At 64.5% G+C, this 25,305-nt stretch carries 4 protein-coding genes; all 4 read left to right on the top strand.

What is annotated here, in order from left to right; all coding sequences use genetic code 11:
- Nucleotides 1-15 precede the first annotated feature (15 nt).
- The 4 genes from AC3IT9_RS20450 to AC3IT9_RS20435 are packed head-to-tail and all read left to right on the top strand — an operon-like array spanning nucleotide 16 to nucleotide 25,268.
- On the top strand, nucleotides 16-9,252 hold the full coding sequence (locus AC3IT9_RS20450) for an amino acid adenylation domain-containing protein (protein WP_489270884.1): 9,237 nt from the start codon (nucleotides 16-18) through the stop codon (nucleotides 9,250-9,252).
- A 52-nt stretch (nucleotides 9,253-9,304) separates the two neighbouring features.
- Nucleotides 9,305-10,363 carry a TauD/TfdA family dioxygenase gene (locus AC3IT9_RS20445; RefSeq protein ID WP_489270883.1) on the top strand — a complete coding sequence of 353 codons (1,059 nt, stop codon included), beginning with the start codon at nucleotides 9,305-9,307 and terminating at the stop codon, nucleotides 10,361-10,363.
- An 11-nt stretch (nucleotides 10,364-10,374) separates the two neighbouring features.
- Nucleotides 10,375-13,473 (top strand): non-ribosomal peptide synthetase, encoded by a 3,099-nt coding sequence (locus AC3IT9_RS20440; RefSeq protein WP_489270882.1) that lies wholly within the window; start codon nucleotides 10,375-10,377, stop codon nucleotides 13,471-13,473.
- Complete coding sequence (locus AC3IT9_RS20435; protein ID WP_489270881.1) at nucleotides 13,470-25,268, top strand: amino acid adenylation domain-containing protein; 11,799 nt, start codon at nucleotides 13,470-13,472, stop codon at nucleotides 25,266-25,268. The genes AC3IT9_RS20440 and AC3IT9_RS20435 overlap by 4 nt, the downstream gene beginning before the upstream one ends.
- Nucleotides 25,269-25,305 lie beyond the last annotated feature (37 nt).

The raw sequence follows: 25,305 nt of genomic DNA, 5'->3' as shown, positions 1-25,305 counted from the left end.
TGCGGATGCCGATAGATGAATGCTGAAGACTCCTTGAAACTTGCTCGCCGGTTTATCGGGTTGCCCCTGGAAAAGCGCCAGATGTTCCTTGCGGCCTTGCACAAGGAGGGCGTGGATTTCGCCCGTTTCCCGATTCCGGCCGGCATCGAGGCCGAGGATCGCCAAGCGCTGTCGTACGCCCAGCAACGCATGTGGTTTCTCTGGCAACTGGATCCCCACAGCGGCGCCTACAACCTGCCGGGCGCGGTGCGGCTGACCGGGCGCCTGAACCTGTCGGCGCTGGAACAGGCGTTCGCCAGCCTGGTGGCGCGGCATGAAACCCTGCGCACGGTGTTCGCCCGTCAGGCCGATGACAGCTTGCAGCAAGTGCCGGCCGCTGCGCCGCTGCGGATCGAACAGGTGGATTTCAGCGCATTGCCTGCCAATGAGCGCGAAGGTGCAGTGGCTGAAACCGCCGAACAGCAATCGGTACTGCCGTTCGATCTGTCGACCGGTCCGCTGCTGCGGGTGACCTTGCTCAAGCTCGCCGAGCAGGAACATGTCCTGCTGTTGACCCTGCACCACATAGTGTCCGACGGCTGGTCGATGAACGTGCTGATCGACGAATTCATCCGCTGCTACGACGCCTTCGATGCGGGCGCACAGCCGCAGCTGGCAGCGTTGCCGATCCAGTACAGCGACTACGCCCTGTGGCAGCGCCGCTGGCTGGAGGCGGGCGAGCAGGCGCGGCAACTGGCGTACTGGCAGGCGCAATTGGGTGACGAACACCCGGTGCTGGAATTGCCGCTGGATCATTCGCGCCCGGCGATGCCGAGTTATCGCGGTACTCGCTATGAATTCGCGGTGGAGGCGCAACTGGCCGAGCAACTGCGCGGCACCGCGCAGAAGCACAACATCACCCTGTTCATGCTGTTGCTCGGTGCCTTCAATGCGCTGCTGCATCGCTACACCGGGCAAACCGACATCCGCGTCGGCGCGCCCATCGCCAACCGCAACCGCGCGGAAATCGAAGGCCTGATCGGCTTCTTCGTCAACACCCAGGTACTGCGCACGCAACTGGACGGCCAGACCCGGGTCGACGACCTGCTGCGCGCCATCAAGGAAACCGCCCTCGGCGCCCAGGCCCATCAGGACCTGCCGTTCGAGCGCCTGGTCGAGGCGCTGAAACTGGAACGCAGCCTCAGTCACACGCCGCTGTTCCAGGTGATGTACAACCACCAGCCACACGTGGCCGACATGGCTTCGGTCAACACCGCCTCCGGCCTGGAGCTGGGCAGCATCGACTGGCAAAGCCGCACCACCCAGTTCGACCTGACCCTCGACACCTGGGAGAAGGGCGGCAAGCTGCACGTCGCGCTGACCTACGCCAGCGACCTGTTCGAGGCCGATACCATTGCGCGCATGGCCGGGCACTGGACGCGCCTGTTGCAGGCGATTGTCGACGACTCGACGCAAGAAATCGGCGAGTTGCCGATGCTGACGGTGGATGAACAGCAAGTGCTGGTGCGGGACTGGAACCGCACCGCCGAGACCTATCCGGTCGAGCAGTGCATGCATCAGTTGATCCAGGCCCAGGCCCGACGCACCCCCGACGCGCCGGCGCTGGTGTTTGGCGATCGCCGGCTCAGCTACGGGCAACTCGATGCCCGCAGCAATCAACTGGCGCACTGCTTGCGCGAGCAGGGTGTTGGCCCGGATGTGCTGGTGGGGATTTGCGTCGAGCGTTCGCTGGAAATGGTCATCGCCCTGTTGGCGATTCACAAGGCCGGTGGTGCCTACGTACCGCTGGATCCGGAGTACCCGGCCGAACGCCTGGCCTACATGATCGAAGACAGCGCGATTGGCTTGCTGCTCAGCCAAAGCAGCTTGATCGGCGCACTGCCCACCGATGGCGTCAAGGTCATCGCCCTGGATCAGGAGCAGGATTGGCTCGACGGCTACAGCGAGACCTGCCCGCCGGTTGAAGTGCATCCGTTGAACCTGGCCTATGTGATCTACACCTCTGGCTCCACCGGCAAGCCCAAAGGCGCCGGCAACAGTCACGCGGCGCTGGTCAACCGCTTGTGCTGGATGCAGCAGGCTTACGGGCTGGATGGCAGCGACTCGGTGTTGCAGAAAACCCCGTTCAGTTTCGATGTGTCGGTGTGGGAGTTCTTCTGGCCGCTGATGACCGGTGCGCGGCTGGTGGTGGCGCCGCCGGGGGCGCATCGTGAACCGGCGCAGTTGATCCGCCTGATCGATGACTACGGCATCAGCACGCTGCACTTTGTGCCGTCGATGCTCCAGGCGTTCATCCACGAACCGGGTGTCGAGGCTTGCACCAGCCTCAAGCGCATCGTCTGCAGCGGTGAAGCCTTGCCGCTGGATGCCCAATTGCAGGTGTTCAAAAAGCTGCCGGGCGCAGGGTTGTACAACCTGTACGGCCCGACCGAGGCGGCCATCGACGTCACCCACTGGACCTGTATCGACGAAGGCGCCGACAGCGTGCCCATCGGCCGGCCCATCGCCAACCTGCGCACCCATGTGCTGGATGCGCAATTGCTGCCGGTTCCGGCTGGCGTGGCCGGGGAGTTGTACCTTGGCGGTGCCGGGCTGGCGCGCAGTTATCACCGGCGTCCGGCGCTCAGCGCCGAGCGTTTCGTGCCGTGCCCCTTCCATGACGGCGCGCGCTTGTACCGCACCGGCGACCGCGTGCGCCAGCGTGCCGATGGGGTGATCGAATACCTCGGGCGCCTCGACCATCAAGTCAAATTGCGTGGCCTGCGCATCGAGCTGGGGGAAATCGAAACCCGCCTGATGCAGCATGCGCTGGTGCGCGAGGCCGTGGTACTGGTGCAGGACGGCAAGCATCTGGTGGCGTATCTGGTGCTGGAAAATCCCGATGCCGACTCGCAGTGGCCGCAAACCCTCAAGGCCTGGCTGCTCGACAGCCTGCCGGAATACATGGTGCCCACCTACCTGATGCCGCTGGACGCCTTGCCGGTGACCGCCAACGGCAAGCTCGACCGCAAGGCCTTGCCGCCACCCGACGCCGTGCCGCAACAGGCATTCGTCGCGCCGCAGGATGCGCTGCAGACCGCGCTGGCGCAGATCTGGCAGGACGTATTGGGCGCGGACCTCGTGGGCCTCGAAGACAATTTCTTCGAGCTCGGCGGCGACTCGATCATTTCCATCCAGGTGGTCAGTCGTGCCCGTCAGGCGGGCATTCGCCTCAGCCCGCGTGACCTGTTCCAGTACCAGACCGTGCGCAGCCTGGCACTGGTCGCGGCGTTCGACAGCCGCAGCACCATCGACCAAGGCCCGGTCAGTGGCGAGGTGATCCTGACCCCGGCGCAGCATTACTTCTTCGAACAGGCCATCGCCCAGCGCCGGCATTGGAACCAGTCGCTGCTGCTGACACCCCGGGAAGCGTTGAGTCCTGAGGCGTTGGAGCGGGCGTTGGTTACCGTCATCAACCACCACGACGCCTTGCGCCTGCGCTTCATCGAGGGGACCTACGGCTGGCAGCAGCACCACGCAGCGCCGGTCGAGTCCGCGGGGCTGTGGTTGCGCAATGCGTCTTCAGCCGAAGCCGTGACCGCCCTGTGCGATGAAGCGCAACGTAGCCTCGATCTGGCAAACGGTCCGCTGCTGCGTGCCTTGCTGGTCAGCCTCGACGATGGCAGCCAGCGCCTGCTGCTGGTGGTCCATCACCTGGCCGTGGACGGGGTGTCGTGGCGGGTGTTGCTCGAAGATTTGCAACTGGCTTACCGGCAAGTGGCGCTGCCCGAGAAAACCAGCGCCTACCAGACCTGGGCCGCGCACCTGCAACAGCATGCTGGCACCGTGCCTGGGCAAATGCCGTACTGGCAGGCGCAACTGGCGGATGCCCGGGACCTGCCGTGTGACAACCCCCAGGGCAGTTTGCAGCAGCGCCACGGGCACAAGATCGAGTCGAAACTGGATGCCGAACTGACCCGCCTGTTGCTGCAACAGGCCCCGGCGGCCTATCGCACCCAGGTCAATGATCTGTTGCTCACGGCGCTGGCGCGGGTCATCTGCCGCTGGAGCGGGCAGGGCTCGACGCTGATCCAGCTGGAAGGCCACGGCCGCGAAGACCTGTCCGACGACATCGACCTGAGCCGTACCGTCGGCTGGTTCACCAGCCTGTTTCCGTTGCGCCTGCAACCCGAAGCCGGGGCGGCGAATTCGATCAAGTCGATCAAGGAGCAACTGCGCGCCATTCCCGGCAAAGGCCTGGGCTACGGCGTGCTGCGCTACCTCGGTGAACCGGCGCAGCGCCAGGCCCTGCAAGACCTGCCGGTGCCACGGATCACCTTTAACTACCTGGGGCAGTTCGACCGTCAGTTCGACGACGCCGCGCTGTTCGTCCCGGCCCCGGAAAGCGGTGGCCAGGCCCAGGGCGAGGATGCGCCGTTGGCCAACTGGCTGACCGTGGAGGGCCAGGTCTATGGCGGGCAGCTCTCGCTGCAATGGGGCTTTAGCCGTGACATGTTTGCCGAGTCCACCGTGCAACGACTGGCCGATGCCTACACCGAAGAACTCAAGACGCTGATCGAACATTGCTGCACGACAACGGCGGGCCAGGTCACGCCGTCGGACTTCCCGCTGGCGCGCGTCACCCAGGCACAACTCGATGCCTTGCCTGTTGCGGCGCCGGCCATCGAGGACGTTTACCCGCTGACACCGATGCAACAGGGCATGCTGTTCCACACCCTGTACGAACCCCAGGCCGAGGCCTACATCAATCAATTGCGCCTGGACATTCAGGGCCTGGAACTGGCGGCATTCGGCCGGGCCTGGCAGGCGGCGATCAACCGTCATGACATCCTGCGCAGCAGCTTCCACTGGCTGGGGCTCGAGTGCGCGCATCAGGTGATTCATCGCCAGATCGACCTGCAACTGCAAGTGATCGAAACGGCCGACATCGACCTCGATGCACTGGCCGTCGAGGAGCGCAGCCGTGGCTTCGAACTCAGCGCCGCGCCGTTGTTCCGCCTGCTGCTGGTGCGTCGGGGCAGTGAAGACTGGCACCTGATCCATACCAGCCACCACATCCTCATGGACGGCTGGAGCAACGCCCAGTTGCTCGGCGAAGTGATCCAGCACTATGCCGGCCAGACCTTGGCCAGGCCGTTGGGGCAATACCGAGACTACCTCGGCTGGATTCAGCAGCAGCCGCTGCTGGCAGCCGAGCAATTCTGGAAGCAGGCGCTGGCGCCGCTGGAAACACCGACGCTGTTGGCGCAAGCCTTGCCTGCGCCCGCCGATGGGCACGGCATGGGCGAACATCAATTGAGCCTTGAAAGTGCCGCGCTACAGCGCCTGAGCGATTTCGCCCGACAGCAGAAAATCACCCTCAACACCTTGCTGCAAGGCGCTTGGGGCCTGCTGTTGCAGCGCTACACCGGCCAATCCTGCGTGGCCTTCGGCGCAACCATTGCCGGGCGTTCCGCGCCGTTGCCGGGCATCGAGCAGCAGTTGGGGCTGTTCATCAACACCTTGCCGATCATCGCCGCGCCGCAGGCCGGGCAGTCGGTGGGCCAGTGGCTCAACGACCTGCAAGCCTTGAACCTGAGCCTGCGCGAGTTCGAACACGTGCCGCTGTACGATATTCAGGGCTGGGCCGGGCAACAGGGGGCGCTGTTCGACAGCCTGCTGGTGTTCGAGAACTTCCCGGTGGCCGAAGCCCTCAAGCAAGGAGCGCCGGCGGGCCTGACCTTTGGCGCGCTGCACAATCACGAAATCACCAGTTACCCGCTGACCCTGGGCATCGAAGTCGGCGCCACGTTGCGACTGGATTTCAGTTTCGACCGCACCCGGTTCAGTGCTGCTCAGATCAGCCAGTTGGGCGCCAGCCTGTTGCAGGTGCTGGCGCAATTTGTTGCCCAGCCACAACAGGCGCTCGGTGCCGTCAGCCTGCTGGACGCTCAGGCCCAAGCCCAGGTAACACGCGGCTCGCATCCACCGGCACCGCAACTGGACAGTCCGTTGCTGGCCCATCAGCGTTTCGAGCAACAAGCGGCACGCACTCCCGATGCGCTGGCGGTGATGGTCGGCGAAGAGCGCCTGACCTATGCCCAGCTCAATGCGCAAGCCAACCAGCTCGCCCATCGCCTGCGCGCCCAGGGTGTGGCGCCGGGGCAGCGGGTGGGGCTGTCGGTGCGGCGCAATGCGCAGATGATCGTCAGCCTGATGGCGATCCTCAAGGCCGGCGCCGGTTATGTGCCGCTCGACCCGGATTACCCGGCCGAGCGCCTGGCCTACATGATCGAAGACAGCGGCATGGACCTGCTGCTGGCGCAACCGGGGTTGCTGGTCGATGTGACGCTACCGCAAGGGTTGCCACGCCTGGCGCTGGAGCCAGACGCAGGCACCGGGTATTCCACCGACAACCTGGTCAACCTCGCCAGCGCCGAAGACCTCGCCTACCTGATCTACACCTCCGGCTCCACCGGACGGCCGAAAGGCGTGTGCCTGGCCCACGCCGCACTGCGCGAGTTTTGCGTGATCGCAGCGGACTACTCACAACTCACCCCGCAAGACCGCGTGCTGCAATTCGCCACGTTCAGCTTCGACGGCTTTGTCGAACAGTGCTACCCGCCACTGTGCGTGGGTGCGGCGCTGGTGATGCGCGGCGATGAGCTGTGGGACACCGACACCCTCTATCGCCAGATCATCGAACAGGGCGTGACCCTGGCGGATTTACCGGCGGCGTACTGGTTCCTGCTGGCTCAGGAGTGGGCCGCGCAATCGCAGCGGGACAAGGGGCGTTTGCGCCAGGTCCACGTCGGCGGCGAAGCCATGTCGCTGGAAGGCCTGAAGCTGTGGCACGCCGCCGGTTTGGGCGATGTGCGACTGCTCAACACCTACGGGCCGACCGAAGCCACGGTGGTGTCCAGTACCCATGAGTGCACGCTGGCCGATACCCGCAATCAGATTGGTGTGCCCATCGGCAAAGCACTGCCGGGGCGCGCACTGTATGTGCTGGACAGCGAAGGGCACCTGCTGCCGACCGGTTGCGTCGGCGAGTTGTGCATCGGCGGCGACGCCGGTCTTGCCCAGCGTTATCACCGGCGACCGGGCTTGAGCGCCGAACGCTTCATCGCCGATCCGTTTTCCGCCACACCGGGTGCACGCCTGTACCGCAGCGGCGACCTGGCGCGTTATCGCGAAGACGGTGCGCTGGAATACCTGGGGCGGATCGATCACCAGGTGAAAATTCGCGGCTTCCGGGTCGAACTGGGTGAGCTGGAAGCGCACCTGCAAGGCCTGCCGATGATCAGCGAAGCCGCGGTGCTGGTGCATGAAGGCGTTGGCGGCAAGCAATTGATCGGCTACGTGGTGCCGACTTCGGATGAACTGCTGGACGCTGATGCGCGTCAACTCACCGACACCGTGCGTCGCGCTCTGGGCGAACGCCTGCCGGACTACATGCTGCCGGCGCAACTGGTGTTGCTCGCGGCGTTGCCGCTCAACCGCAACGGCAAACTCGACCGTGCCGCGTTGCCGGCCCCGGAGGTCTGGGAGGCCGAACTCGGCAGCGCACCCCAAGGTGCGCTGGAAATCGAACTGGCGCAGATCTGGCAACAGGTGTTGCAGGTCAGTCGCGTCGACCGCGAAAACAGCTTCTTCGAACTGGGCGGGCATTCGTTGCTGGCGACACAAATCGTCTCGCAGATCCGCCAGCGCCTGGGCCTGTCGGTGAACCTGCGCAGCCTGTTCGAGCATCCGCGCCTCGAGGATTTCGCCGCTCAGGTGCAGGCGCTGCAACACAGCTGTGAACGCCCGGCGCTGGTGGCGGACACCTCAGGCGAACGCCAGCCGTTATCCTTCGCCCAGCAGCGCTTGTGGTTTCTGTGGAACCTGGAGCCGGACAGTTCGATGTACAACATGCCGGGTGCCTTGCGCTTGCGCGGCGAACTGAACCTCGACGCCCTGCGCCGGACCTTCGAAACCCTGGTGCAGCGTCATGCGGTATTACGCACCACCTTTTACGAAGAAGACGGCCAGACCTGGCAGCGGGTCCACGGGCAATTGCCCTTGAGCTTCGAAGCCAGCGACCTGCGGCATCGGCCGGCGCCTGACGACGACGCGCAGCAACTGGCCCGCGAGGAAGTCGCGCGGCCATTCGACCTGCGCCACGGCCCCTTGCTGCGGGTGCGGGTGCTGCGGGTCGCGGATGACCAGCATGTGCTGTTGCTGACGGTGCATCACATCGTCGCCGATGACTGGTCGTTCCGCGTGCTGATCAATGAATTCGTCACGCTCTATCCAACCCTCAACCGTGGCCAGACCCCGCAACTGCCGGCGCACAGCGTGCAGTACGCCGACTTCGCCAAATGGCAGCGCCAGTGGCTGGAACAGGGCGGCGAGTTGCAGCGCCAGCTCGACTACTGGAAGCAGCGCCTTGCCGAGCCACAAGCGGTGCTGGAGTTGCCCGCCGATGGTGACCGGCGCACTGCACAGGAAGGCGCCAGCGCCCATTTCACTTTCAGCGGCGAACTCAGCCAGCAGTTGCGCGACTTTGCCCAACAGCGCGATCTGTCGCTGTTCATGCTGCTGCTAGCCGGATTCACCCTGGTCCTGCGCCAGCGTACCGAGGTCAGTCGGGTGCGCATCGGCACCGATATCGCCAACCGAAATCAAGCCGAGCTTGAAGAAATGGTCGGCTTCTTCGTTAACCAATTAGTACTGCAAGTGGAGGTCGATACCGAACAGTCGGCGGCGCAGTTGCTGCAGGCCTGTCGCCGGGCGGTGCTGGAGGCTTCGGACCATCAGGACCTGCCGTTCGAGCGCCTGGTGGAAGCCTTGCGCCTGCCACGCCGGGCCGGCCGTTCGCCGCTGTTCGACATCAAGCTGATCTACCAGGAAGGCGTCGGTCGCTTGCCGTCGATGGAGGGCCTGCAGGTCGAGGACTTCCCGTCCGGGCGTCAGGCCGCCGAGATCGGCATGGTCGCCGCGTTCTACAACGATGCCGAGCACATTCATTTGAGTTTCGAAACGCCGGTGGGCCAGTACCTGCCGAGCACGCTGGAATCCGTATTCGAGCAGATCCGGGTGGTGCTCGTAGCGCTGATACGCGCTGACGGGATGCAGGTCGGTGAGTTGCTGGACTTGGCGGCCGATGTGCAGCGCCGTGCCGATGCGCGCTTGAACGAGCAACGCAAGGCCTTGCTCGGCGGCGCCATGGCGATCAAGCGTCGCTCGGCGAACCGTAGCGCGCCGACCGCGCAATCCGCGGCGGACTGATTCAGTCGGCGGCGCCTCTGAGCGCCGCCGTCAATATTTTCTGGAGGGGTTTATGACCGTTTCAACGACCAAGTCCATGCCCAGGATGGGCCGTAGTGCCCGCAAAAGCCTATCCACCGATCCGACGCGGCTGGTGAGTTTTGCGCCGATGTTCGAAGGCCTCAGCATGCCGCTGGTGTGCCGTCCGGCCGTGTCCGGCGTGAGCCTGGTGGAATGGGCGGCCCAGAATCGCGCGCTGATCGAAAGCAAGCTGCTGGAACACGCGGTGATCCTGTTCCGTGGCTTCCAGGTGGCCGATATCGGCGAGTTCAACCGCTGCGTCGACGGGATTTCCGGCGGTGCCCTGGAGTACCTGTTCCGCGCTTCGCCACGGACCCAGATCAGCGGTCAGTTCAAGATCTACAGCTCCACCGACTACCCGGCGCCGGAGAAAATCTTCCCGCACAACGAACACTCGTATTCGCCGGTGTTCCCGCGTCACCTGTATTTCTACTGCGACACGCCGTCGACCACCGGCGGTGAAACGCCATTCGGCGATACCCGCCAGATTCTGGCGCGGATCGACCCGGCAGTGCGCGAGGAATTCCAGCGCAAACGCATTCAGTACGTGCGCAACTACGGCGACGGCATGGGCCTGCCGTGGCAGACCGTGTTCCAGAGCGAGGACCGCGCAGAAGTCGAGGCCTACTGCGCGAAAATTGGCATCCAGGCCGAATGGAAGCCGGGCAACCGCCTGCGCACCCGGCAGAACGGCCCGGCCATCGTGCGCCATCCACTGACCGGCGATCGCATCTGGTTCAACCACGGCACCTTCTTCAACGCACTGACCCTGCCGGACAGCATCCGCGACAACCTGCTGCGTGAATTCGGCCCGCAGGACCTGCCGCAAAACACCTTCTTCGGCGATGGCTCGCCGATTCCCGACGATGTGATTCGCCACCTGCAAGGCATCTACCGCGAGGTGATGGTCGAGTTCGCCTGGGAGAAGGGCGACGTGGTGCTGCTCGACAACATCCTCAGCGTGCATGCGCGCAACGAATTCACCGGCTACAGAAAAATCCTCACGGCCATGGCCATCGCGCAGAAAAGCGCCGACCTGGATCAGGAATAAGGACACCCGACATGAACACCACCGCCCTCGAACCTTCGGTAGACGTATTCCAGACTTCGGCCCAGCAGGCCTTTTATTTGCGTGCCCAGGAGTTGGGCGCACGGCCGCTGTCCGCCGCGCTGACGTTGCCGGTCGCCCGGCCAGTGGACGCCCGGGCGTTGCGCGGGGCACTGGAAACCCTGGGTCAGCGCCATGAAATCCTGCGCACGCTGTACCGCCGCCTGCCGGGCATGAAGTGGCCGGTGCAAAGCCTGTGCGATGGCTTGCCGCTCACACTGCTGGGCAACCAGCCTTCGGTGGCCGAGGCCTTGAGCCGCAGCCGTGAAGTCATGGTTGAAGATTCGAGTCAGGCGCTGGTGGTGGCGCAGGTTGAAGACGGAGCAGGGCAGCAGTTCATCACCCTGCTGGCCCCGGCATGCAGCTTCGACGAGGCATCGCTGCGGGTGCTGGCGAGTGAACTGGGCAGCCTGTTGCGCGGTGAAAACCTGGGCGACGACGAGGACGCGCTGCAATACCTGGACTACAGCGCATGGCAGGAAGAACTGCGCGAAGAAGACATCGGCCACCAGGGCGCGGCGTTCTGGCGCAATCTGCAACAGCAGGTCGCCGTGGCCCATCGCTTGCCGTTCGAAAAAACCGTCGATGTCACGTTGGTTCGTCATCAGGCAACGTTGATTGACGCCCCATGGTTGGCTGGCGTGCAACGAGCCGCTGCCGGAGCTGGCGTTGAGGCCGAGCAATTGGCGCTGTTGCTGTGGACCGCATTCGTTGCGCGTATCGGCAACCAGGAAAAGCTACTGATGGGCTGTCAGGTGGAAGGTCGCAACGAGCAAACCATCGCCACCCTCGGACGCTTCGCCCGGCGTTTGCCGGTGGCCTTCGAGCACCGCGGTCAGCAGACCCTGGCGCAAGCATTGGTGGCGTTTGCCGCCAGCGTCGAACAGTCGCTGTCGTGGCTCGATTGCCTCAATGAATTCGAATTGAGTGCCGAAGGCACCGCGCCGCTGCGTTACGGCTTCGTCTATCAGGCCGCCATTGAAAGCGCTATCGAGGTGGACGACGGCAACCCCGAAGTCCTGCGCCTGCGGGTGCAGGGCGATCAGTTGCAGTTGTCTTGTTTAGACGGTGCACTGCCCGAGTCGATGCTGGCCGAATGGCTGGATCAGTTTGTCGAGTTCAGCCACCAATTGCTGGGGGCGCCCGAGCTGACCCTGGCTCAGGCGAGTCTGGTCAACGACGCACAATTGACCCGATTGATCGAAGACTTCAACCCGAACGCCAGCGAGCAGGCATTGCCGTGCCGCTTCCTGCAAGAACTGTTCAGCGAACAGGCGAGCCTGCATCCGCAACGCATCGCCGTGAGCGTCAACGGCCAGCGCCTGACCTATGCCGAACTGGATGCGCGCTCCAACCAGGTGGCCAATACCCTGCGCACCCAAGGCGTGGCACCGGACCAGATCGTGGCAGTCTACGGCCAGCGCTCGCTGGAAATGGTCATTGCGTTGTTGGGCACGCTAAAGGCCGGCGCTGCGTACTTGCCGCTGGACCCGAACTACCCGATCGAACGTCTGGCGTTCATGCTCGCCGATACCGGCGCGCGTCATGTGCTGGCCTGTCAGGCACTGCCGGATGCATTACGCAGTGAGCGGACAATTTCCCTGATGCCGGGGGCCGAAGTCTGGTCCGCCGCGCCAACCCGGCCTGAACCACAGGGCGACAGCGCCAATCTGGCCTATGTCATCTACACCTCCGGTTCCACCGGCAAGCCCAAGGGCGTGATGATCAGCCATGCCAACGCCGTGGCCTCGACCCTGGCGCGCAGTGCCTTTTATCGTCAGCCGCTGCGGGCATTCCTGATGCTCTCGTCGTTCTCTTTCGACAGCTCGGTGGCCGGGGTTTTCTGGGCGCTGGGACAGGGCGCGACCCTGTGCCTGCCGGATGAAGACAGCTACAAGGATCCGGCCCGACTGGCCGAGTTGATCCAGCGCGAAGAGATTTCCCACTACCTGACCCTGCCGTCGTACCACGCGCAGATTCTCGAACACCTCGACCACCAGGCGCTGGCCTGTGTGATCGTCGCCGGCGAAGCCTGCGGCAACGCACTGGTACAGCGACATCGCGAGGCATTGCCGGGGGTGGCGCTGGTCAACGAATACGGCCCGACCGAAGGCACCGTATGGTGTTCGGCCTGGGAACTGCCGCTTGACCAGGACGATGACAGCATCCCGATCGGCCAGCCGATTACCGGCATGCGCATCCACGTGCTCGGCCCGGACCTGCAACCGGTGGCCGTGGGCGTCGAAGGCGAGTTGTATGTCGGCGGTGCCGGCATTGCCCGGGGTTATCTGCAACGGGCCACGCTGACGGCCGAGCGTTTTGTCCCCGACCTGTTCGCGAAGGTGGCGGGCCAGCGCCTGTACCGCACCGGCGACCTGGCGCGTTATCGCGCCGATGGCGTGCTGGAGTATCTGGGCCGGGTCGACCATCAACTGAAAATCCGCGGCTTCCGCATTGAATTGGGTGAAATCGAGATGGTCATGCGCAGCGCGCCGGGCATCGAAGACGCCGTCGTGATTGCCCGGGAAACCCCGACCGGTCCGCAACTGCTGGGCTTCGTGGTGTCCCCGGCCGACACCGCCGACATCCGCCTCAACGAGTTGCGCAGCCATCTGGCCGAAGCGCTGCCCGAGCATATGCAACCGGCGCGCTTGCAGGTGCTGGAGCGTTTCCCGCTGATGCCCAACGGTAAACTCAATCGCCAGGCCTTGCTCGATCTCGATGTGCGCCGCAGCGTCTTCGTGGCGCCGCGCAACGACTTGGAAAAAAGCCTGGCGGCGATCTGGGCCGAAGCGCTGCACGTCGAACGCGTTGGCGTGCACGACAACTTCTTCGAACTCGGCGGGCACTCGCTGCTGGCCACGCGCATTCGTGCGCGGATTCAGGAAGAACTGAACCTGGCGATCCCACTCAAGCTGTTTTTCGACGGTGACACCCTGGAACGACTGGCGGCGCAGATCGAGCAGTTCCGCCAGCACAGTGAACACAAAGAAAACGATGTAGACGCCCTTGAAGCGTTGTTCGACGAAGTGGATGAGGAACACGCGCGATGAGTGCTGCACCGGACAGAATGATGACCCTGGCCCAGCGTTTCTGCGGCTTGAGTGCGGACGCCCGGCGTGCGTTGCAACAGAAGATGCATGCCCAGGGGCTGACCCTGGAACTGCTGCCGATCCCGCCCCGGGACCGCGGCGTCGACACGTTGCCAGCGTCCTACGCGCAGCAGCGCTTGTGGTTCCTCTGGCAGATGCAGCCCCAGGCCACGGCCTACAACCTGACCGGTGCCTTCCGCCTGAGCGGCGAGCTCAACCCTGAGGCGCTGGCGCAAACCCTGAGCGCGCTGGTGCAGCGTCATGAAGTGCTGCGCACCACCTTCTTTTTCGATGAGCAGCAAGTGCTGCAAAAGATTCACTCGAAGATGGATGCGCCGCTGGTTGAAGTCAGCGCTGGTGACGAGGTCGAACTGCAACGGCAGATCGCCCTGAACGCCGAGCAGCCGTTCGACCTGCAACACGGCCCGTTGATGCGTTGCCGCTTGATCCGCCTCGATGCGCAGCAACATGTGCTGGTGCTGACCTTCCACCACATCGTCACCGACGGCGGCTCACTGCCGATTCTGTTGCAGGAGTTCACCCAACTCTATGCGCAACTGAGTGCCGGGCAGGCTCCGCAGCTGCCGGAACTGGACATTCAATACGCCGACTTCGCCCGCTGGCAGCGCCTGTGGCTGGAGGCCGGCGAGGCCGAACGCCAACTCGACTATTGGCGCGAGCAGTTGGGCCGCGAACACCCGCCACTGAACCTGCCGACCGACCGTCGTCGCCCGGCGATCCCGAGCCAGCAGGGCGCCAGCGTCGAACTGGAAATCTCCGTCGCATTGACCGCGCAGTTGCGTGAGCTCGCCCGCCGCGAAGGCTGCACCTTGTTCATGCTACTGATGGCGGCGTTGCAGACGCTGTTGCACCGCTACAGCGGCGAACAGGACATCCGTGTCGGCGTGCCGATTGCCAACCGTACCCGCCAGGACGTGGAAAACCTGCTGGGCTTCTTCGTCAACACCCAGGTGCTGCGCAGCCAGCCACGGGCCGACCAGCCGTTTGGGCAATTGCTGGCCGAGATCAAGGCCGCGGCACTCGGCGCCCAGGCCCATCAGGACCTGCCGTTCGAGCAACTGGTCGATGGCCTGGGTGTGGAGCGCAGCCTGAGCCACACGCCGCTGTTCCAGGTGATGTTCAACCACCAGCGCGACAGTGGCGGCCCGCAACGCTGGGACCTGCCGGGGCTGAGCGTCGAACCGCTGATCTGGGATGAGAAAACCACCAAGTTCGACCTGATGCTCGACACCGTCGAGGGCGACGAGGGCATCCACGCGTCGTTCGTCTACGCCACCGAACTGTTCGACGCCTCGACCATCGAGCGCCTCGGCCGGCACTGGCTGAACCTGTTGCAGGCGATTTGCACTGACAGCACGGTTGCCCTGGCGGACCTGTGCATGCTCGACGCCTCCGAACAGCAGGCGACCTTGCTCGACTGGAATCGCAGTGCGGTGTTGAACAGCGATCAGGCGAACCTGTTGTGCGCCCATCAACTGATCGAGGCCCAGGCCGCCGCGCACCCGAACAACATCGCCGTGACCTGCGATGGCGTCACCCTCACTTACGCCGAACTGAACCGCCGCGCCAACCGCATCGCCCGTCGCCTGCGCGAGCGCGGCGTCGGCCCGGATGTGTTGGTGGGCATCGCCCTGGAGCGTTCGCTGGAGATGGTCGTCAGCCTGCTGGCGATCCTCAAGGCCGGCGGCGCCTACGTGCCGCTGGACCCGCAATACCCGCAGGATCGCCTGGCCTACATGCTCGCCGACAGTGGCACGCGCCTGTTGCTGACCGATTCCGCGCTGATGCCGCGCTTGCCATTGAACGAAGACATTGAAGTGATCTGCCTCGATCACGCCAGCGACTGGCTGTCCGAGGCCAGTGCCGACAACCTGCCGAACCTGACCGCTCCAGAAAACCTGGCCTACGTCATCTACACCTCCGGTTCCACCGGCAAACCGAAAGGCACGCTGCTGCCCCACAGCAACCTGACGCGGTTGTTCAGCGCCACCGAGCACTGGTTCGGTTTCAATGAGCAGGATGTGTGGAGCCTGTTCCACTCCTATGCCTTCGACTTTTCCGTGTGGGAAATCTTTGGCGCGTTGTTCTACGGCGGCAAACTGGTGGTGGTGCCACACGCGGTCAGCCGCTCCCCGGAAGACTTCGCCCGCTTGCTCAGCGACGAGCGCGTCACCGTGCTCAACCAGACGCCATCGGCCTTCCGCCAGTTGATGCCGTTCGCCTGCGCCAACGCGCAAGGCATGGCCCTGCGTTACGTGGTGTTCGGCGGCGAGGCGCTAGACGTGGCCAGCCTGCGTCCGTGGTACGACGCCTTCGACGACCGGCAGCCGTTGTTGATCAACATGTACGGCATCACCGAAACCACGGTGCACGTAACCTATCGACCGCTGTCCCGCGCCGACCTCGACGGCGCCAACAGCTCACCGCTGGGCGAGCCGATCGGCGATCTGCGCTGGTACGTGCTCGACCCGCGCCTGAACCCGGTGGCCAAGGGTTGCGTGGGTGAGTTGTACGTCGGCGGTGCCGGCCTTGCTCGCGGCTATCACCAGCGTGCCGACCTGACCGCCACGCGGTTTGTCCCGGACCTGTTCGCCGCCGAATCGGGCGCGCGTCTGTATCGCACCGGCGATCTGGCGCGGTATTGCGCCGATGGCAGCATCGAGTACGCCGGGCGTATCGACCATCAAGTGAAGATCCGTGGCTTCCGCATCGAACTGGGGGAAATCCAGGATCGCCTGCAAAGCCATCCGGCCATCGAACAAGCGCTGGTGCTGGCACCCGAGGTCAATGGCAGCCCGCAACTGGTGGCGTGGTTCACCGCGACCGGCGACGACAGTGACTTGCGCCAGTCCCTGCGCGAACATCTGCAGGCCGGTTTGCCGGATTACATGGTGCCGGCGCACCTGATCAAACTCGACCAATGGCCGCTGACTGGCAACGGCAAACTCGATCGGGCTGCATTGCCCAAGCCCGACGCCGCGCTGGCGCAGCAGGCGTACACGGCACCGATGGATGCGCTGCAAACCGAGCTGGCGGCGATCTGGCAAGACGTGCTCAAGCTCGAGCGCGTAGGCATCGACGATAACTTCTTCGAACTGGGCGGCGACTCGATCATCTCGATCCAGGTGGTCAGCCGCGCGCGTCAGGCCGGGATTCGCATCACCCCGCGGGATCTGTTCCAGCACCAGACCGTGCAGAGCCTGGCGAAGGTAGCGGTGCGCAGCGCCGGGTTGCTCATCGACCAGGGGCCGGTGCGCGGCGAGGTGCTGCTGACGCCGATCCAGCACTGGTTCTTCGAACAAGACATCGAGGCCCGTCATCACTGGAACCAGTCGCTGCTGCTGGAACTTCGCGAGCCGCTGGACAGCGCCAGCCTGCAACAGGCTTTGGCCGCGCTGGTGGAGCATCACGACGCGTTGCGTCTGCGGTTGCGTCAGGTCGACGGCTTCTGGCAACAGGCCCAGGCCGAGCAGTGGAACAGCGCCGAGGTGCTGTGGCAGCGCCAGGCCGTCAATGCCGATGAATTGCTCGAACTGTGCAACGCCGCGCAAGCCAGCCTGAACCTGCAGGACGGCCCGCTGTTGCGCGCCTTGCTGGTGGACATGGGCGCAGCAGGCCAACGCCTGCTGCTGGTGGTGCATCACCTGGTGGTGGACGGCGTGTCCTGGCGATTGTTGCTGGAAGATTTGCAAACTGCTTATCAACAGGCGCAGCAGGCTCAACCCTTGCGTCTGCCATCGAAAACCAGTGCCTATCAGGCCTGGGCCGCCCGCCTGCAATCCCATGCGCAAAGTGCCGGATTGGCCAGCCAGGCCACTTATTGGCAAGACCAGTACAGCGACGTGCAAGTTGAACTGCCCGCCGACAATCCCCAAGGCAGCCTGGCCAGCGAGCATGCCGTGAGCGTGGAAACGCTGCTCGACAGCACCTTGACCCGGCAACTGCTGCAAGACGCTCCGGCGGCGTACCGCACCCAGGTCAACGACCTGTTGCTGACGGCGCTGGCGCGGGTGTTGGGCCAATGGACCGGTCAAACTTCAACACTGGTGAAACTGGAAGGCCACGGCCGCGAAGACCTGTTCGACGACATCGACCTGACCCGCACCTTGGGTTGGTTCACCTCGATTTTCCCGGTGAAACTCACCCCGGCCACTGATCTGGCCGGCAGCATCAAAGCGGTCAAGGAACAGCTGCGCGCCGTGCCTGACAAAGGCATCGGCTTTGGCATCCTGCGCTATCTGGCCGACGCCGGCCTTGAGGATCTGCCGTCACCACACGTCACCTTCAACTACATGGGCCAGTTCGACGCCAGCTTCGACGAACAGGCGCCGTGGCGCCCGGCCCGGGAAAACGGTGGCGCCGAGCAGGGCGCATCGGCCGAACTGGACCGTGGCCTGAGCATCAACGGCCAGGTCTACGCCGGGCAACTGCGCCTGAGCTGGACCTTCAGCGGCGAAGTGTTCAAACCGCAGACCGTGCAGCGTCTGGCCGATGCCTACGCCTTGGAACTGCAACAGCTGATCGAACATTGCCTCAGCGGTGTCGGCGGGTTGACCCCGAGCGACGTGCCGCTGGTGCGCGTCGATCAGGCGCAGCTGGATGCCTTGCCGCTGGCGGCCAGCCGGATCGAAGACATCCTGCCGCTGTCGCCGATGCAGCAAGGCATGTTGTTCCACAGCCTGTTCGCCCCGGATGCCGGGGCCTACGTGCCGCAGATGCGCGTGGATGTGCAGGGTCTCGACGTCGAGGCGTTCCGCGATGCCTGGCAACAGACGCTGCAGCGCCATGAAGTGCTGCGCGCGGCGTTCTTCAGCGAAAGCAACGGCTCGCGACCGCTGCAAGTGATCCTGGCCGACGCCACGCTGCCGTTGACCGTGCTCGACTGGCGCGATCAAACCAAGGTGACCGAAGCGCTGGATCGCCTGGCGGAGGACGACCGTTTGCGCGGTTTCGACCTGACGGTGGCGCCATTGCTGCGCCTGACCCTGGTGCAGACCACCAGCGACACTCATCACCTGATCTTCACTAACCACCACATCCTGCTGGACGGCTGGAGTACCTCGCAGTTGTTCGGCGAAGTGCTGCAACGCTACTCCGATGTCATACCGGCGCCAGTCGTTGGCGGATATCGCGATTACATGACCTGGCTGGGCACCCGTGATCGCGCCGCGTGCGAAGCGTTCTGGCTGGAGCAATTGCAGTCGTTCACCGAGCCGACGCGACTGGCCGGCGCCTTGCCGGTGGCGGTGCAGGGCGATGCTCATCGCGCCCTGCACCTGAGCCTGGACCGCGCGGCCACCGAGCGCCTGAGCGGGTTCGCCCGTCAGGCCCGCGTCACGCCCAACACCCTGCTGCAAGCGGCGTGGCTGTTGCTGTTGCAGCGCTACACCGGGCAGCAGACTGTGGCGTTCGGCGCCACGGTGTCGGGGCGTCCGAGCGAGTTGCAAGGCATCGAGCAGCAGATCGGGTTGTTCATCAACACCTTGCCGGTGATCGCCACGCCGCACCCCGAGCGCACCGTCAGCCAATGGATCGATGAAGTCCAGGCACTCAACCTCAGGTTGCGCGAAGTCGAATACACGCCGCTGGCAGATGTGCAGCGCTGGGCCGGTCATTCTGGCGAGGCGCTGTTCGACACACTGCTGGTATTCGAAAACTATCCGGTGGCGCAAGCGCTGGAGCAGGGTAACGCCAGCGCGCTGAAGTTCTCCGGTATCAGTAACCACGACCAGACCAGCTTCCCCTTGGCCATCGCCGCCGAGCTGGGTGAATGCCTGGACCTGCGTTTCAACTACGACACGGCGCTGTTCAGCGCCGAGGCCATCGAAGGCTTGAGCACACGTCTGCTGGCGTTGCTCGATGCCATGGTCCGTGCGCCGCAGCAGCCATTGGGGCGCTTGAGCCTGCTCGATGCTGTACAAACGGCGCAGCAGGTCGAAGGCTTCAACCGCACCGCGCAGGCCTGGCCGGACGTGCGCCCGGTCTACCAGTGCTTCGAAGCCCTGGTGCTGCAAACCCCGGAGGCCCCGGCCCTGGTGTTTGCCAGCCAGACCCTCAGCTATCGCGAACTCAACCAACAGGCCAACCGGCTGGCACACTACTTGCGCAGCCAGGGCGTCGGCGCCGAAGTACTGGTTGGCATTGCCGCCGAGCGTTCGCTGGAACTGGTGATCGGCCTGCTGGCGATCATGAAGGCCGGTGGCGCCTACGTGCCGCTGGACCCGGACTACCCGCGCGAACGCCTGGACCATATGTTCGAAGACAGCGGCGTACACCTGCTGCTGACCCAGCGGCATTTGCTGCAGCAGTTGCCGATTCCAGCCGCCACCACCGCGATCTGCCTGGACGACATGGCGCCGTTGCTCGAAGGCCTGAGCGAAGAAAACCTGCCCTGCGTGGTCGAGCTGCAATCGCTGGCCTACATGATCTACACCTCCGGCTCCACGGGCAAACCCAAGGGCGCGGCCAACCGTCACGATGCCTTGTACAACCGTCTGGCATGGATGCAGGGCGCGTACCCACTGGACGGACGCGACACCGTCTTGCAGAAAACCCCGTTCAGTTTCGACGTGTCGGTCTGGGAGTTCTTCTGGCCATTGATGACCGGTGCACGCCTGGCCGTGGCCGAGCCGGGTGCCCATCGCGATCCGGCGCAACTGGTCAGCCTGATCGAGCAGTACCAGGTCAGCACCCTGCATTTCGTGCCGTCGATGTTGCAGGCGTTTGTCCAGGGCGAAGGCTTCGAGCGTTGCGCCAGCCTGCGGCAGATCCTGTGCAGCGGCGAAGCCTTGTCGACGGACTTGCAGCACAGCCTGTTCCGCGTGCTGCCCAACGTCGGCCTGTACAACCTGTACGGCCCGACCGAAGCGGCCATCGACGTGACCCACTGGACCTGTGTCGACGACGGCGGCTTCAGCGTGCCGATCGGTTATCCGATTGCCAACCTGGTGACCTACATCCTCGACGACAGCCTGCAACCGCAAGTGCAGGGTTGCGTCGGTGAGCTGTACCTGGGCGGCATCGGCTTGGCCCGCGGTTATCACAACCGTGCGGACCTGACCGCCGAGCGCTTTGTCGCCAGCCCCTTCGGTGAGCAGGGCGAGCGCCTGTACCGCACCGGCGACCTGGCGCGTTACCGCGAGGACGGCGTGATCGAATACGTCGGGCGCATCGACCATCAAGTGAAGATCCGTGGCTTGCGCATCGAGCTGGGGGAAATCGAAGCCTGCCTGCTGGAGTATCCTTCGGTGCGCGAGGCCGTGGTGATCGCCCTCGACATTGGCAAGTCCAAACAACTGGTGGCTTACGTCACAGGTGATGCCGCCCTCGATCCACTCAAGCAACACCTGCGCAACGCACTGCCCGAGCACATGCAGCCAAGCCACGTGCTGATGCTCGATCAGTTGCCGGTGACGCCCAACGGCAAGCTCGACCGCCGCGCATTGCCGCAACCGGATCAGCAAGTGCGTGAATACATCGCGCCGCGCAATGCCGTGGAAACAACGCTGCAAGCAGTGTGGCAAGCGTTGTTCGAAGTGCCGCAGATCGGTATGCAGGACAACTTTTTCGAACTGGGCGGCGATTCCATCGTCTCGATCCAGGCCGTCAGCCGCGCGCGCAAGGCCGGGTTGAGCATTTCCCCCAAGGACGTGTTCAGCTACCCGACCATTGCCGAACTGGCGACGGTCGCTCAACCGCTCACGGCGGATCAAGCCGTGCCGACTGTAGTTGAACCGGTAGCGAAGATCGAACTGAGTGAAGCGCAATATCAGGCGCTGGAATTGACGGCAGACGAAGTCGAGGATGTTTATCCGCTGTCGCCGATGCAGCAGGGCATGCTGTTCCACTCGGTACAGGACGGCGACTCGGGGCTGTACGTCAACCAGATCGAAGTGGGCGTGCGCGGGGTTGATGGCGCGCGCTTCCGTGACGCTTGGGCCGATGCCGCCCGACGTCACGGGATTCTGCGCACCGCATTCCTCTGGGAGGGCGACAAAGAACCGCTGCAAGTGATGTTGCGCGATGCGCCTTCGCTGCTGACCGAACTGGATTGGCGCGGGCTGGATGATCAGCCTGAACGCGTCCGCCAACTGGCCCTGGAGGAGCGCGAACGCGGTTTCTCGCTGAACCGTGCGCCGCTGTTGCGCCTGTTGCTGGTGCGCCTGGAAGACGACCGCTATCGCCTGATCTGGACCTATCACCACATCCTCATGGATGGCTGGAGTGTGTCGCGCCTGATCGGTGAAGTGCTGCGCCATTACAGCGGTGAGGAGCACGAGCCGGTGGCGGCCTATCGCGACTACATCGACTGGCTCGGCCAGCAAGTCGCCGAGGCCAGCGAAGCGTTCTGGAAAGACAAACTCAATAATCTCGAAGGCGCCACCCACCTGGCCCGCGCACTGCCGGTCAAGGCGCCGCAAGCGGGTTATCACGCGATCTACACGCACCTGAGTGCAGGGCAGACCGCAGGTTTGCAGGCCTTTGCCCAGCAACAGCAAGTGACCCTCAACACCCTGGTGCAAGCCGCGTGGCTGCTGCTGTTGCAGCGCTACACCGGCCAGCGCACGGTGACCTTCGGCGCCACGGTGTCCGGGCGCCCGGAAACCCTCAACGGCTCGGAGAACATGCTCGGGCTGTTCATCAACACCTTGCCGGTGGTCAACAGCGTGCCGACCGAAACCAGCGTCGGCGACTGGCTGCGGGAGATCCAGGCCTACAACCTCGACATCCGCGACTTCCAGCAAACCCCGCTCAGCGATATCCAGCGCTGGGCCGGGCAGGGCGGGCAGTCGTTGTTCGACAGCATCATCGTGTTCGAAAACCAGCCAGTGGACCGCACCCTGCGCGAGTGGAACGGCGACTCCCTGCGTTTCGAAGACGTCTCCGATTTCGGCCTGACCAGCTTCGCCATGGACCTGATGGTCAGCCTCGACGAGGGGCTGCGCATCGAGTACATGCACCAGCGCGATCAGTTCGATCTGACGACCGTCGAAGCCCTGCGCAGCCACATGGAAAGCCTGATGCAGCGCCTGTGCGACGACGCCGGGCGCGCCGTCGGTGAGCTGGGCCTGCTGACCCTGGACGAAGGCCGGGCGCTGGACGGCGAGCTGCCGGTGGTGGCCGAGGGGGACGAGACGCCGGTGCATGAACTGATTCGTCAGCGAGCGCGACTGCAACCGGAACACACGGCGCTGGTGCTCAGTTATGCCGAGCGCGATGCCGAGCACTTGAGCTACGCCGAACTGGACCGTCGCTCCGATGCCCTGGCGGTGCATCTGCTGGAACAGGGCGTGCAGGCCGAAGACGTGATCGGCGTGTTCATGGAGCGCTCGCTGGAGCTGGTGGTGTCGCTGCTGGCGGTGATGAAGTGCGGCGCCGCCTACGTGCCGCTGGACCCGCAATACCCGCAGGAACGCCTGCGCTACATGATGGCCGACAGCGACATGCGCCTGCTGCTGACCCAGGAGCGGCTGCGCGATAGCGCGCAACTCAATCCGGGCACGGCGATGGTCGCCGTAGATCGCCTGAACCTTGATGTCGATGTGACGCTGCCTTCGTGTTCCGTGCACGCCGAGCAACTGGCCTACCTGATCTACACCTCGGGCTCCACCGGCAAGCCGAAAAGCGTCGCCGTGGCCCACGGGCCGCTGAGCATGCACGTGCAAGCCATCGCCGTGCTGTACGAGATGGACCCGGACAATCGCGAGCTGCATTTCATGTCGTTCGCCTTCGACGGTGCCCATGAACGCTGGATCACCGCGCTGATCAGCGGCTCGACCCTGGTGATCCGCGACAACACCCTGTGGACCGCCGAGCAGACCCTGGCGGTGCTGCACCGCCAGCGCATCAACGTCGCCTGCTTCCCGCCGGCGTACCTGCTGCAACTGGCCGAGCACGCCGAATTGCAAGGTGGCGATCCACCGCCGGTGCGCATCTATTGCTTCGGTGGCGATGCGGTGCCGGACGCCACCTTCGAACGGGTCAAGTACACACTCAAGCCGCAATTCCTGGTCAACGGCTACGGCCCGACGGAAACCGTGGTCACGCCGCTGCTGTGGAAAATCGCCGCCGACGGCCACTGCCAGGCGATGTATGCGCCGATTGGCCAACGCGTCGGCGCCCGCAGCCTGCACGTGCTGGACATGGACCTCAACCCGTTGCCGGTAGGCATGGTCGGCGAACTGTACATCGGCGGACGGGGTGTCGCGCGCGGCTACCATCGCCATCCGTGGCAGTCTGCCGAACGCTTCGTCGCCGACCCGTTCAGCAGCAAGGGCGGGCGCCTGTACCGCACCGGCGACCTGGTGCGCCGGCGCGAGGATGGCGTGTTCGATTACGTCGGGCGTATCGACCATCAGGTCAAGGTGCGCGGCTTCCGCATCGAACTCGGCGAAATCGAAGCCCGCTTGCGCGAGCAGGCCGGGGTCAACGATGCGCTGGTGGTAGTGCGGGACAACGGCCAGGGGCCGCAACTGGTGGGCTACGTGGTGGCGGCGCAAGACGATGGCCTCGGCCCGCGTTGCCAGGCGGCATTGCGCGAGAGCCTGCCCGACTACATGGTGCCGACGCAGGTCGTGGTGTTGCCGCGCTTCCCGCTGACCCCCAACGGCAAGCTCGACCGCAAGGCCTTGCCGGCCCCGGCCTTCACCGGTCGCGACTACGTGGCCCCGCGAACGCCGCTGGAATGGGCGCTGGCGGAAATCTGGCAGCAGGTATTGGGTATCGAGAAGGTCGGCATCACCGACAACTTCTTCGAGTTGGGCGGTGATTCGCTGCGCACCCTCAAGGTGATCTCGAAAGTCCGCGCCCTGAATGAGCCTGGCTTCCAGCTCAAGCTGCGGGACATGATGGCCAAACCGACGATTGCCGGGTTGTCCGGTGTCGATGAACAGCCGCTGCGACAGAGTCCGCAACCGCTGTTGCTGCTCAATCAGGTGATGAATGATCAACCGCCGCTGTTCTGCCTGCACGCCGGTTTCGGCACGGTGTTCGACTACGAGCCACTGGCCCGGCGCCTGGAGGGCGAGCGCACGGTGTACGGCGTGCAATGCCGGATGCTGCTGGACCGGCAGTGGCACGACACCTCGCTTGCGCAGATGGCCGCCGACTACGTCGAGGCGATCCGCGCCCGGCAACCCCAGGGCCCGTACCACGTGTTGGGCTGGTCACTGGGCGGGGCGTTGGCGTTGATGGTGAGTGACCTGTTCGAACAGCAGGGCCAGCGTGTGGCATTCATCGGTCTGGTGGACAGCTTTGTGCCGACCCAGGCCAATGCCGTCGCCAGCCCGGATGAGTGGCGCGCGGATCTGGCCGAGTTCCTCGGCGCAACCTTGGGCATGGATGGCGAGGTGATCGCCCGGGCACTGAGTGCCGAGAGAGCAGGGGACCACGACGCCGTGGCGCGGATCATTCGCGCGGTGATCGACAGCGAAAGCGATCAGGCCAGCGGTTATGCACTGCTTGGTGCCGACGAGTTGGCCCAGACGTTCATGGTCAGCACACGCTTGAAGGCGCTGTCGCGGCAGGTCGAAACCTTGCCGATTCCTCAGGCCGAACTGCATTGCTGGTGGGCCGATGGTAACCCGACGGCCGAACGCGCGACCCTGGAGCGCCAGCAACCACGGCTGCGCAAGGTGCAAACGGTGACGGCCGGCCACTTCGATATCCTGCAGCAGGATGAGTGCCTGGACGCCGTGGTGGCGGCGCTGGGTCGGGAGGTGGTGCCGCAGTTCTAGGGCTTGCCCGCGACAAAAACAGGCTCGCCCTAATGAA

The organism is Pseudomonas sp. KH_046_1 (genome assembly GCF_057839025.1).
This window is presented reverse-complemented; position numbering and strand designations above follow the sequence as displayed.